Origin of the sequence: Pseudomonas sp. BN415, from assembly GCF_029871195.1 — a bacterium.
GTDB classification, from domain to species: Bacteria; Pseudomonadota; Gammaproteobacteria; order Pseudomonadales; family Pseudomonadaceae; genus Metapseudomonas; species Metapseudomonas resinovorans.
Map to the genome: position 1 here is coordinate 41,217 of NZ_SSOK01000051.1, position 12,121 is coordinate 53,337.

Here is a 12,121-nt window from a genome sequence, read left to right on the forward strand (position 1 = left end):
ACTCGCCGAGTCTTGAACATCGGCATCGCCGCCGCTGCCGACAGTGTCGCTTTTGGCAGTCGGCTACCTGGTCTGACCTCTGTTTCGTTTCTCGTTGTGCGCTGTTACTGCTTCTTTCGCTGGCGGTTGTCCTGGCGTTGAGCGGTTGTGCAGGCCCACCTGAGCGGTTGCAGGCATTTCCAGCACCCACAAAAAACCCGGCAGGTGCCGGGTTTTTTGTTTCTCGGGGTTCGCCTCAGTTGGCGAGTGCCACCAGGCCGGAGTGCTGGACCAGGTCCAGAAGCGGCTGCGGGTAGACGCCGAGGAAGAAGGCCAGCAGCGCCACGAACAGCAGCATGATGCCACCAGCGCGCTGGGCCCAATGCATGTCGGCATCGTGGCGGCGCAGGTTCGGCTCGACCAGGAACAGCGTGACCATGACGCGCAGGTAGTAGAACACGCCGATGGCGCTGCCCAGGACCATGGCGCCCAGCAGCCACCACAGGCCGGACTCGACACCAGCGGCGATCACGAAGAACTTGCCGATGAAGCCGGCAGTGAGTGGGATGCCGGCCAGGGACAGCATCATCACAGTGAGCACTGCGGTCAGGTACGGACGGCGCCAGAACAGGCCGCGGTACTCGTACAGGGCGTCACAATCACGGCCGCTGTACGGGGTGGACATCAGGGTGACCACACCGAAGGCGCCCAGACTGGTCAGCACGTAGGTGGCCAGGTAAACACCGATGGCCTCCACCGCCAGGCCCTTGCTCGCGATCAGCGCTACCAGCAGGTAGCCGAAGTGGGCGATGGAGGAGTAGCCCAGCAGACGCTTGATGTTGTTCTGCACCAGCGCCAGCAGGTTGCCGAAGATGATCGACGCAATGGCGATCACGGTCAGCAGGTCGTTCAGCCAGCCACCGGCGGTGGCCGGGGACAACTGGTACAGGCGCAGCAGCACGGCGAACACGGCAACCTTGCTGACAGTGGCCAGGAAGGCGGCTACCGGCGCAGGGGCGCCTTCGTACACGTCCGGGGTCCAGAGGTGGAAGGGCACGAGGGACAGCTTGAACGCCAGGCCGATCAGCATCATGCCAATGCCGAGCTGGGACAGCACGCTGGAGGTTCCGGCAGCGGCCAGCTGGCTGAAGCTCAGGCTGCCGGCGTCGGCGTAGAGCAGTGCCATGCCGAACAGCAGGAACGCGGAACCCGCGGCGGACAGCACCATGTACTTGATGCCGGCTTCCAGGGAACGCTTGTTGAAGAAGGCGTACGCCACCAGGCCATAGACCGGCACCGAAAGCAGTTCCAGGCCGATGAACAGGCCCGCCAGGTGCTGCGCGGTGACCAGCACCAGGCCGCCGGCGGCGGACAGGAGGATCAGCAGGTACATCTCTTCACGGTTGCCCGGGTAGCCCTTGCCCGACTCACCGCCCAGGTAGGCATGGATCAGGGTGACGCAGGCGAGGGTGCCGGCCAGGACCAGCGCCATGTAATAGGCGCCGAAGTGGTCCACCATCATCAGCGGGGTCACCTCCAGGGGGGTGACCTTGAGCGCCGGCAGGATGGAGAGCAGGGCGAGGTTGAGACCGATGACCGACAGGCCGAAGGTCCAGGAGTGGTGCCGCTTCCAGGCAATGGCCAGCATGACCACGACAATAGTGGCGCAGGTGACCAGCAGCGGCAGCAGGGCGATCAGGTGTTGAGTCGTGAATTCCATAACCTACTTACCGGGCAACGAGTTGATTGACGGCGGAATCCAGCCACTGGTGCACGCCATGCATGGTCGCAGCAGAGGTATCCAGTACCGGTTGCGGGTAAACACCGAGCAGGATCAAGAGGCCGGCAAGGCCCAGGACCATGGTCAGCTCGCGGTATCTCAGGCCTTCGTAGGCGTTCTCGTTCTTCGCCGGGCCGAAGTAGGCGCGGTGAATCATGATCAGCGAGTAGACCGAACCGAACACCAGGCCTGTGGAGGCCAGGACGGCGATCCAAGGCACTTGCTGGAAGGCGCCGACCAGAATCAGGAACTCACCAACGAAGTTGCCGGTACCCGGCAGGCCCAGTGCCGCAGCAGCGAAGAACAGGCTGATCGCGGGCAGGTAGGGCATGCGGTTCCAGATGCCACCCATCTCGCGCATGTCACGGGTGTGCAGGCGCTCGTAGAGCTGGCCACACAGGATAAAGAGTGCGGCGGCGGAGAGGCCGTGGGCGATCATCTGGACGACGGCACCTTGCAGCGCGATCTGGCTACCGGAGTAGATGGCGATCAGCACGAAGCCCATGTGGGACACGCTGGAGTAGGCCACCAGGCGCTTGATGTCGGTCTGGGCGAAGGACAGCAGGGCGCCGTAGACGATGGCGAACACGCCAAGCCACTGTGCGATCGGCGCGAACTCGGCCGAGGCGTTGGGGAACAGCGGCAGGGCGAAGCGGATCATGCCGTAGGCGGCGGTTTTCAGCAGGATGCCGGCGAGGTCGACGGAGCCTGCGGTCGGTGCCTGGGCGTGGGCATCGGGCAGCCAGGAGTGGAACGGCACCACCGGGAACTTCACCGCGAAGGCGATGAAGAAGCCGAGCATCAGCAGGTACTCGGTACCCGGGGCGAGCTGGGCCTTCAGCAGGTCGGCGTAGTTGAAGGTCAGCACGCCGGTGTTGCTGTAGTTCACCAGCACCAGGCTGAGGATGGCCACCAGCATGATCAGGCCGCTGGCCTGGGTGTAGATGAAGAACTTGGTGGCGGCGGTGATACGGGTCTTGCCCTTGCTGCCGCTGTGACCCCAGAGCGCGATGAGGAAGTACATCGGCACCAGCATCATTTCCCAGAAGAAGAAGAACAGGAACAGGTCGATGGCGAGGAATACGCCGACCACTCCGCCGAGGATCCACATCAGGTTGAGGTGGAAGAAGCCGACGCGGTTCTGGATCTCACGCCAGGAGCAGAGTACCGAAAGCACCCCGAGCAGGCCGGTGAGGACGATCATCAGGACCGAGATGCCATCCATTGCCAGGTGGATGGTGACGCCGAAGCGCTCGATCCACTGCACCTGGAACTCATGTGCCCAGACCGGATCGGTGCCAGGGGCGGGTGCCAGGGTGAAGTCACCGGTCGCCCACAGCCAGAGGCCGAGAACGAACAGCAGGGACATGGTGAGCAGGGCGATCCAGCGGGGCAGGGTGGCGCTGAAGCGCTCACCCTGCCAGCAGAGCAGGCCGCCGATGAAGGGAATCAGGATTAGCCAGGGCAGAATCATGACGGGCTCAATTCCTTAAGAAGATTCAGGTCAGCAGCACGGCGCCGAGCACGAGCACGGCTCCGCCGACGATGGATACGGCGTACCAGCGCAGCTGGCCGGTCTGGCTACGGCTGAGGGCAAAGTTGCCGCCCCTTACCACGCGTGGAACCAGGCCGATGGTGCCGTCGATGGGATCGCGACGGAGCAGGCGGCAGACCAGCAGGTAGGGTTTGACGAACAGCAGGTCGTAGAGCCAGTCAAAGCCCCAGGCGGCATACCACCAGGCACCAAGGAAGCGACCCGGCGCACTCTGGGCGAGTGCGCTGACGAAACGGCGCTTGCCAAGGAAGAGCAGGGCGGCCAGCAGGATGCCCGCCAGGGCGATGGCGCCCGAGGCGATTTCCAGGCTGTGCTTGGCTTCGCCACCGGCGTGGCCGACGCTTTCCGGCAGGACGCCGGCCAGCGGCGGGGTGATCAGCGCGCCGATGAAGGTGGAGAGCACGATCAGCACGGTCAGCGGCAGCCAGTGAGCGACGCCGTGGCCAGCATGGGCTTCGGTCTGCGCTTCACCATGGAAGGCGATGAAGATCAGGCGGAAGGTGTAGATCGAGGTCAGGAAGGCGCCCGCCAGACCGGCGTAGAGCAGACCGGAGTGGCCACTGGCGAAGGCTTCCCAGAGGATCTCGTCCTTGGAGTAGAAGCCGGCGGTGATCAGCGGCAGGGCCGCCAGTGCCGCACCACCGACGATGAAGCTCGCGTAGGCCAGCGGCAGTTTCTTCCACAGGCCACCCATCTTGAAGATGTTCTGCTCGTGGTGGCAGGCGTTGATCACCGCACCGGAAGCGAGGAACAGCAGGGCCTTGAAGAAGGCGTGGGTCATCAGGTGGAAGATCGCCGCATCCCATGCGCCCACGCCGAGTGCGAGGAACATGTAGCCGATCTGGCTCATGGTGGAGTAGGCGAGGATACGCTTGATGTCGGTCTGTACCAGGGCGGCGAAGCCGGCCAGGACCAGGGTCACGCCACCGACGATACCGACCAGTTCGAGGATTTCCGGGGTCAGCAGGAACAGGCCGTGGGTACGGGCGATCAGGTAGACGCCCGCAGTCACCATGGTCGCCGCGTGGATCAGCGCGGAAACCGGGGTCGGGCCCGCCATCGCGTCGGCCAGCCAGGTCTGCAGCGGCAGCTGGGCGGATTTGCCCACGGCGCCGCCGAGCAGCATCAGGGTGGCGACCCACAGCCAGGCGTCACCGGCGACGTACTTCTCGGGGGCCAGCTTCATCAGTTCCTGGATGTTCAGGGTGCCCAGGTGGAAGAACAGGATGAACAGGCCGATGGCCATGAACACGTCGCCCACGCGGGTCACGATGAAGGCCTTCAGCGCTGCGTTGCCGTTGGGCGTGTGCTTGAAGTAGAAGCCGATCAGCAGGTACGAGCACAGCCCCACGCCTTCCCAACCGAAGTAGAGGAACAGCAGGTTATCGCCCAGCACCAGGAACAGCATGCTGGCGATGAACAGGTTGGTATAGGCGAAGAAGCGCGAGTAACCCTCTTCACCACGCATGTACCAGGAGGCGAACAGGTGGATCAGGAAACCGACGCCGGTGACCACGCCGAGCATGGTCAGGGAGAGGCCATCCAGGTAGAGGGTGAAGCTGGGCGCGAAGCCCGCCACGCTCATCCATTGCCAGAGCATCTGGGTATAGACGCCGCCTTCTGGCGGGGCCACGTTGAACTGCCAGATGATCCAGGCCGCGACCAAGGCCGAGAGGCCCACGGAACCGACGCCGATGACGGCAGAGGTGTTTTCGGAGAGACGCCCGCGGGAGAAGGCCAGGATGAACCAGCCAAGCAGCGGGAACAGGCAAGTGAGGAATAGAAGGTTCATCCGCGCATCTCGCTGGCAGCGTCGATATCGAGGGTATGGAAGCGGCGGTACAGCTGCAGGAGGATCGCCAGGCCGATACTGGCTTCGGCGGCTGCAAGGCTGATCACCAGAATGAACATGATCTGGCCGTCAGGCTGGGCCCAGCGGGCGCCGGCGACCACGAAGGCCAGCGCGGCGGCGTTCATCATGACTTCCAGGCTCATGAGCACGAAGAGGATGTTGCGGCGCACCATCAGGCCGACCAGGCCGAGGCAGAAGAGCACGCCGGCGACCGCGAGGCCATGTTCCAGTGGGATTGCGTTCATGGCTTATTCCTTAGCTTCGTGGCGGCCGAGGTGGAAGGCGGCGACCAGGGCTGCCAGCAGCAGCATGGAAGCCAGCTCCACAGCGAGCAGGTACGGGCCGAAGAGGGCGATGCCAACTGCCTTGGCGTCCACGGTGGTGTGACCGATGGTGGCACCAGTGGCATTGCCGAACAGCACATACAGCAGTTCGGCCAGCAGAATCAGGGAGAGCAGGGCAGGGCCGGTCCAGATGCCGGGCTTGAGCCACTTCTTCTCCTGTTCGGCGATTGCCGGGCCGAGGTTGAGCATCATGACCACGAAGACGAACAGCACCATGATGGCGCCCGCGTAGACGATGATTTCCAGCGCGCCGGCAAAGGGCGCGCCCAGGGCGAAGAAGCACATCGACACCGCCAGCAGCGAGACGATGAGATACAGCAGGGCATGCACCGGATTGGTGTTTGTGATTACCCGCAGGGTGGAGACAACGGCCACACCAGCGGCGAAATAGAAGGCGAATTCCACGCGCGTCTCCTTAGGGCAGCAGGCTCTTCACGTTGATCGGCTCGGCCTCGTTCTGCGCGGCACCTTTCGGTTTGCCGGCAATGGCCATACCCGCCACGCGATAGAAGTTGTAGTCCGGGTTCTTGCCTGGACCGGAGATCAGCAGGTCTTCCTTCTCGTACACCAGGTCCTGGCGCTTGAACTCGCCCATCTCGAAATCCGGGGTCAGCTGGATCGCGGTGGTGGGGCAGGCTTCTTCGCACAGGCCGCAGAAGATGCAGCGGGAGAAGTTGATGCGGAAGAACTCGGGGTACCAGCGACCGTCCTCGGTCTCGGCCTTCTGCAGGGAAATGCAGCCGACCGGGCAGGCCACGGCGCAGAGGTTGCAGGCTACGCAACGCTCTTCGCCATCGGGGTCGCGGGTGAGGACGATGCGGCCGCGGTAGCGCGGCGGCAGGTACACGGGCTCTTCCGGGTATTGCAGGGTGTCACGCTTGCGGAAGGCATGGCCGAAGATCATCACCAGGCTGCGAAGCTGGGTGAAGGTGCCATGCACGACGTGGATGATTTCTTTGATCATGGTGTTTCTCCTTACTGGGCCGCGGCCAGCACGAGCGCGCCGGTCACCAGCAGGTTGATCAGGGTCAGCGGCAGGCACACCTTCCAGCTGAAGGCCATCACCTGGTCATAGCGCGGGCGCGGGATCGACGCGCGCAGCAGGATGAACAGCATGATGAAGAAGGCGGTCTTGAGCGCGAACCAGATGAAGGGGATCTGCGGCAGTATGCCGAACGGGCCATGCCAGCCGCCGAAGAACAGGGTCACGAGCAGGGCGGAGATCAGCACGATGCCGATGTACTCACCCACGAAGAACATGCCCCATTTCATGCCGGCGTATTCGATGTGGTAGCCGTCGGCCAGTTCCTGTTCCGCTTCCGGCTGGTCGAACGGGTGACGGTGAGTCACGGCGACGCCAGCGATGAAAAAGGTACAGAAGCCGAAGAACTGCGGAATGATGAACCACAGGTTCTGGGCCTGGTATTCAACGATGTCGCGCATGTTGAAGGAGCCGACCTGGGCCACGATGCCCATCAGCGACAACGCCAGGAACACCTCGTAGGAGATGGTCTGGGCCGAGGCACGCAGGCTGCCGAGCAGGGCGAACTTGTTGTTGCTCGACCAGCCGGCGAAGAGCACCGCGTAGACCGCGATGCCGGCCATGGCGAAGAAGAACAGCACGCCGATGTTAAGGTCGGCCACACCCCAGGTGGGGGTGACCGGCACCACGGCAAACGCGATCAACAGGGCACTCATCGCGATGATGGGCGCCAGGGTGAAGATCAGCTTGTCGGCGAACGGCGGGGTCCAGTCTTCCTTGAAGAACATCTTGATCATGTCCGCGCCCAGTTGGAATGCGCCGAAGGGCCCCACCCGGTTCGGACCATGGCGGTCCTGCCAGAGGCCCAGCAGGCGGCGTTCCACCCAGGAGAGCAGCGCACCGGTCACGACCACCCCGAGCAGGATGACGATGGCTTTGAGGACGGTGACGACGATGTCGATCAGTTCGGGCGTCAGCCAACTCATTGCGCGGACTCCTGTACGGCAGTGACGACGGCACCGGCGAAGACTGCCGGGATACCCGGCAGACCGGCAGGCAGGCCGATCAGGCCGATGCCCATTTCTTCCTTGATGGCAAGCGGCAGACGCAGGGTCTGGCCATTGACGGTCAGGGCGATAAGGGCGCCGTCATTGACGCCGAGGCGATCCGCTTCGTCCTTGGCCATGGCCACGTAGGGCTGCGGGATGCGCTCTTGAACCGGAGCGGCGCGGGAGCTGTTCTCCTCGCTGCCGAACAGGTGGTGCAGCGGCACGGCCTGCCAGGTGCCCTGAGCCGGGTTGAAGGCGGCATTGACGCTGAACCAGGGAAGAGCCTGGCCTTTGGCTTCGATCAGGCGAATGCCCGGGTCGCCGGCGCGCAGGTGGCCACCGACTTCGTCCTGGAATTTGTTCCAGGCCTGCGGCGAGTTCCAACCCGGGGACCAGGCGAAGGGGATCTGCTGACGGGGTTCGGCGCTGCCGGCATAACCTTCCATGGAGAAGGCGAAGGCCGAGTCCTTGTCCTGCGGTTGGCGCGGCTCGTGTACGCTGATGTTGGCGCGCATGGCCGTGCGGCCGCTGTAGCGGTGCGGCTCACGGGCGAGCTTCAGGCCCTTGATGCGGAACGAGGCGCTCGGAGCCGCGTCGCGGATGCCAGCCAGCAACGAGCTGCTGTCGGCGCAGGCGGCGGTGACCTGGTCCAGTTGGGTCCAGTCCACGGACTTGCCCAGCAGGGTGCTGTGCAGTGCGTGCAGCCAGCGCCAGCCTTCGCGAACGAGGATGTTGGCGTCGTAGTAGGACGGGTCATAGACCTGGAAGAAACGCTGGGCACGACCTTCCAGGCTGACCAGGGTGCCATCGCCTTCGGCGAAGCTGGCAGCCGGGAGCACCAGGTGGGCGCATTCGACGGTGGCCGTCTGCTGGTGGTCGGCGACGATGACGACCTTGGCGGCTGCCAGGGCGGCGTCCACCTTGGCGGCGTCGGCGCGGCGGTACAGGTCGTTTTCCAGGACCACGACAGCGTCGGCCTTGCCGGAGGTCAGGGCCTCCAGGGCGGCTTCCAGGGACTCGCCACCGAACAGGGCCAGGCCCATGCTGTTGGCTTCCGGCACCACCAGGCTGATGGAGCCGTTCTTCTCACGGTTCTTCAACGCGCTGGCGATGTTCGCCGCGGCTTCGATAAGGGCTTTCTCGCCCAGCGAAGCGCCGGAAATGACCAGCGGACGTTTGGCGGCCAGCAAAGCGTCGGCAATGCGTTTGACCAGTTCGGCCGCTTCGCCTTCCAGTCCTTCCACGGCCGGAGCGCTCGGGTCGATGGCGTGGGCCACGGCGAAACCGATACGGGCGAGGTCAGCCGGTGCGGCGTGGACGCTTTCAGCGGCGACGTCATCCAGGCGGGTAGCCGTGACACTGGCGATAAACAGCGGGTTCAGGGCGTCCTGGGCGACGTTCTGCACGGCGGCCATGTGCCAGTCCTGGATTTTCATCGAGGCGGCGATTTCGGTGGCCTTGCCCTTGACGGCCTGGCGCAGGGCGAGGGCCATGCGGGCTGCGGTCTGGGTCAGGTCTTCACCGAGGACGAAGATCGCGTCGTGCTGCTCGATGTCGCGCAGGGTGGGGACCGGTAGCGGGCCGTTCTGCAGGACGTCGCGGATCAGACGCAGGTTCGCCAGTTCGCTGGCGGCGATGCCGGAGTAGTAGTTCTCGATGCCAACCAGCTCGCGCAGGGCGAAGTTGCCTTCGAGACTGGCGCGGGGCGAACCGATGCCGATCACGCGCTTGCCTTTCAGCAGTTCGGCGGCCTTGTCCAGGGCGCCGTCCAGGCTCAGCTTCTGGTTACCCAGCAGCGGCTGGCGTGGGCGATCCTCACGGTTGACGTAGCCGTAGCCGAAGCGGCCGCGGTCGCAGAGGAAGTACTGGTTCACCGAGCCGTTGAAGCGGTTCTCGATGCGGCGGATCTCGCCGTAACGCTCACCGGGGCTGATGTTGCAGCCGCTGGAACAGCCGTGGCAGATGCTCGGGGCGAACTGCATGTCCCACTTGCGGTTGTAGCGCTCGGAGTGGGTCTTGTCGGTGAACACACCAGTCGGGCAGACCTCGACCAGGTTGCCCGAGAACTCGCTCTCGAGGGTGCCGTCTTCGACGCGGCCGAAGTAGACGTTGTCGTGGGCGCCGTAAACGCCGAGGTCGGTGCCGCCGGCGTAGTCCTTGTAGTAGCGCACGCAGCGGTAGCAGGCGATGCAGCGGTTCATCTCGTGGGCGATGAACGGGCCTAGTTCCTGATTCTGGTGGGTGCGCTTGGTGAAGCGATAGCGACGGGCGTTGTGGCCGGTCATTACCGTCATGTCCTGCAGGTGGCAGTGGCCGCCTTCCTCGCACACCGGGCAGTCGTGCGGGTGGTTGGTCATCAGCCATTCGACGACGCTGGCGCGGAACTGCTTGGCCTCTTCGTCGTCAATGGAAATCCAGGAGTTGTCGGTGGCGGGGGTCATGCAGGACATGACGAGGCGACCGCGTTTGTCGTTCTCGTCGGTGTACTGCTTCACCGCGCACTGGCGGCAGGCGCCGACGCTACCGAGCGCCGGGTGCCAGCAGAAGTAGGGGATGTCGAGTCCGAGGGACAGACAGGCCTGCAGGAGGTTGTCTGCACCATCGACTTCGAGCGTCTTGCCGTCTACGTGGATAGTGGCCATGGTTCAGTCTTCATCTGCCCGTGTGACCGGGCTTTGGCTAATGGAATCAGCGTGCGCGCGGGGTCGGGTTGCGGCCGCCGCTGCGCGAATCCTTTTTTCTCAGGCGCCGACTGGAATCGGTCGCGCTGCCGGGATCTGGCGGGCGATGCCTGCCTCGAATTCCGGACGGAAATATTTCATGGCACTGCCCAGCGGCTCGACGGCCCCCGGAGCGTGGGCGCAGAAGGTCTTGCCTGGGCCGAGGAAGCTGACGAGCTGCTCCAGGGTCTCCAGGTCGCCGGCTTGGCCTTCCCCGCGCTCCAACGCGCGGAGGAGCTTGACGCTCCAGGGCAGACCGTCGCGGCAAGGCGTGCACCAGCCGCAGGACTCACGGGCGAAGAACTCTTCCATATTGCGCAGCAGGGAGACCATGTTGATGCTGTCGTCCACGGCCAGGGCGAGCCCGGTACCCATACGGGTGCCCACCTTGGCGATGCCGGCGGCATACATGGGCGCATCGAGGTGCTCGGGGAGCAGGAAACCGGTACCGGCACCGCCGGGCTGCCAGGCTTTCAGCTTGAAGCCGTCGCGCATCCCACCAGCGTAGTCTTCGAACAGCTCGCGAGCCGGAACGCCGAAGGGCAATTCCCACAGGCCGGGGTTCTTCACCTTGCCGGAGAAGCCCATGAGTTTGGTGCCCATGTCTTCGCTGCCCGGGCGGGCGAGGGTTTTGTACCAGTCCACGCCGTTGGCGACGATTGCCGGCACGTTGCACAGGGTCTCGACGTTGTTGACGCAAGTGGGCTTGCCCCAGACGCCGACGGCGGCAGGGAAGGGCGGCTTGGAGCGCGGGTTGGCGCGGCGGCCTTCCAGGGAGTTGATCAGGGCAGTCTCTTCACCACAGATATAACGGCCGGCGCCGGTGTGGACGAAGAGTTCGAAGTCGAAGCCCGAGCCCAGGATGTTCTTGCCCAGCAGGCCGGCGGCCTTGGCTTCGTCTATGGCGCGGTTGAGGTTGCGCGCTGCGTCGACGTATTCGCCGCGCAGGAAGATGTAACCGCGATAGGCCTTGAGGGCGCGCGCGCTGATCAGCATGCCTTCCACCAGCAGGTGGGGCAGCTGTTCCATCAGCATGCGGTCTTTCCAGGTGTTGGGTTCCATTTCATCCGCGTTGCACAGCAGGTAGCGGATGTTCATGGATTCGTCGGCTGGCATCAGGCCCCACTTCACGCCGGTGGGGAAGCCCGCACCGCCGCGGCCCTTGAGCCCGGAGTCCTTGACCTGCTGCACGATCTCGGCCTGGGCCATTTCGGTCAGGGCCTTGCGAGCGGCGGCGTAGCCGTTTTTCTGCTGGTACTCGTCGAGCCATACCGGCTGCGCGTCTTCACGCAGGCGCCAGGTCAGCGGATGGGTTTCTTCACTGCGGGCGATGCGGTTGGCCGGGCCGATGGAGGTGAGGGTCTTCATGGGTAGGCCTCCAGCAGCTTGGAGACACCGTCGGGCTGGACGTCGCCGAAGGTGTCGTCGTCGATCATCACCGCCGGCGCCTTGTCGCAGTTGCCGAGGCAGCAGACTGGCAGCAGGGTGAAGCGGTTGTCGGTGGTGGTCTGGCCGAGTCCGATGCCGAGTTGCTTCTGCATCTCGGCAACGACGGATTCATGGCCGCCGACGTAGCAGGTCATGCTGTCGCACACGCGGATCACGTGGCGGCCGACCGGTTGACGGAAGATCTGGCTATAGAAAGTAGCCACGCCTTCGACGTCGCTGGCGGGAATGCCGAGGATCGCGCCAATGGCGTCGGCAGCGCCGTCCGGCACCCAGCCACGCTCTTTCTGGACGATCTTCAGGGCTTCGATGGACGCCGCGCGCGGGTCCTCGTAGTGATGCATTTCGTGCTCGATGGCCGAGCGCTCGGTTTCGCTGAGGACGAAACGGTCGGTCTGGATAAGGGTGCTCATA

The 12,121-nt window shown here is 64.4% G+C and carries 10 protein-coding genes; all 10 read right to left on the reverse strand.

Annotated features, from left to right (window positions below):
- Nucleotides 1–235 precede the first annotated feature (235 nt).
- Nucleotides 236–1,699 carry an NADH-quinone oxidoreductase subunit NuoN gene (nuoN, locus tag E8F20_RS11980; protein ID WP_280283917.1) on the reverse strand — a complete coding sequence of 488 codons (1,464 nt, stop codon included), beginning with the start codon at nucleotides 1,697–1,699 and terminating at the stop codon, nucleotides 236–238.
- Between the two features lie 7 nt (nucleotides 1,700–1,706).
- Nucleotides 1,707–3,233 carry an NADH-quinone oxidoreductase subunit M gene (gene nuoM, locus E8F20_RS11985; RefSeq protein WP_280283918.1) on the reverse strand — a complete coding sequence of 509 codons (1,527 nt, stop codon included), beginning with the start codon at nucleotides 3,231–3,233 and terminating at the stop codon, nucleotides 1,707–1,709.
- Nucleotides 3,234–3,258: 25 nt separating this feature from the next.
- Nucleotides 3,259–5,106 carry an NADH-quinone oxidoreductase subunit L gene (gene nuoL / locus E8F20_RS11990; protein ID WP_280283919.1) on the reverse strand — a complete coding sequence of 616 codons (1,848 nt, stop codon included), beginning with the start codon at nucleotides 5,104–5,106 and terminating at the stop codon, nucleotides 3,259–3,261.
- Nucleotides 5,103–5,411 carry an NADH-quinone oxidoreductase subunit NuoK gene (gene nuoK / locus E8F20_RS11995; RefSeq protein WP_004421908.1) on the reverse strand — a complete coding sequence of 103 codons (309 nt, stop codon included), beginning with the start codon at nucleotides 5,409–5,411 and terminating at the stop codon, nucleotides 5,103–5,105. Before nuoK ends, nuoL begins: the two co-directional genes overlap by 4 nt.
- Nucleotides 5,412–5,414: 3 nt before the next feature.
- On the reverse strand, nucleotides 5,415–5,915 hold the full coding sequence (nuoJ, locus tag E8F20_RS12000; protein ID WP_137823045.1) for an NADH-quinone oxidoreductase subunit J: 501 nt from the start codon (nucleotides 5,913–5,915) through the stop codon (nucleotides 5,415–5,417).
- Between the two features lie 10 nt (nucleotides 5,916–5,925).
- Complete coding sequence (gene nuoI / locus E8F20_RS12005) at nucleotides 5,926–6,474, reverse strand: NADH-quinone oxidoreductase subunit NuoI (RefSeq protein WP_028628751.1); 549 nt, start codon at nucleotides 6,472–6,474, stop codon at nucleotides 5,926–5,928.
- Nucleotides 6,475–6,485: 11 nt separating this feature from the next.
- Entirely contained in the window at nucleotides 6,486–7,478 is a 993-nt protein-coding gene (gene nuoH / locus E8F20_RS12010; RefSeq protein ID WP_280283920.1) for an NADH-quinone oxidoreductase subunit NuoH, read from the reverse strand.
- Entirely contained in the window at nucleotides 7,475–10,183 is a 2,709-nt protein-coding gene (nuoG, locus tag E8F20_RS12015) for an NADH-quinone oxidoreductase subunit NuoG (protein ID WP_280283921.1), read from the reverse strand. The genes nuoH and nuoG overlap by 4 nt, the downstream gene beginning before the upstream one ends.
- 99 nt (nucleotides 10,184–10,282) lie before the next feature.
- Nucleotides 10,283–11,629, reverse strand: coding sequence for an NADH-quinone oxidoreductase subunit NuoF (gene nuoF / locus E8F20_RS12020; protein WP_280283922.1), 1,347 nt, complete (start codon nucleotides 11,627–11,629; stop codon nucleotides 10,283–10,285).
- Nucleotides 11,626–12,120 carry an NADH-quinone oxidoreductase subunit NuoE gene (gene nuoE, locus E8F20_RS12025; protein ID WP_280283923.1) on the reverse strand — a complete coding sequence of 165 codons (495 nt, stop codon included), beginning with the start codon at nucleotides 12,118–12,120 and terminating at the stop codon, nucleotides 11,626–11,628. The genes nuoF and nuoE overlap by 4 nt, the downstream gene beginning before the upstream one ends.
- Between the last annotated feature and the right edge of the window lies 1 nt (nucleotide 12,121).

Bases quoted from the DNA above. Each gene is read 5' to 3' on its own strand.
- nuoL (WP_280283919.1), bottom strand. From the start codon at position 5,106: ATGAACCTTCTATTCCTCACTTGCCTGTTCCCGCTGCTTGGCTGGTTC.
- nuoI (WP_028628751.1), bottom strand. From the start codon at position 6,474: ATGATCAAAGAAATCATCCACGTCGTGCATGGCACCTTCACCCAGCTT.
- nuoN (WP_280283917.1), bottom strand. From the start codon at position 1,699: ATGGAATTCACGACTCAACACCTGATCGCCCTGCTGCCGCTGCTGGTC.
- nuoF (WP_280283922.1), bottom strand. From the start codon at position 11,629: ATGAAGACCCTCACCTCCATCGGCCCGGCCAACCGCATCGCCCGCAGT.
- nuoM (WP_280283918.1), bottom strand. From the start codon at position 3,233: ATGATTCTGCCCTGGCTAATCCTGATTCCCTTCATCGGCGGCCTGCTC.
- nuoG (WP_280283921.1), bottom strand. From the start codon at position 10,183: ATGGCCACTATCCACGTAGACGGCAAGACGCTCGAAGTCGATGGTGCA.
- nuoK (WP_004421908.1), bottom strand. From the start codon at position 5,411: ATGAACGCAATCCCACTGGAACATGGCCTCGCGGTCGCCGGCGTGCTC.
- nuoE (WP_280283923.1), bottom strand. From the start codon at position 12,120: ATGAGCACCCTTATCCAGACCGACCGTTTCGTCCTCAGCGAAACCGAG.
- nuoH (WP_280283920.1), bottom strand. From the start codon at position 7,478: ATGAGTTGGCTGACGCCCGAACTGATCGACATCGTCGTCACCGTCCTC.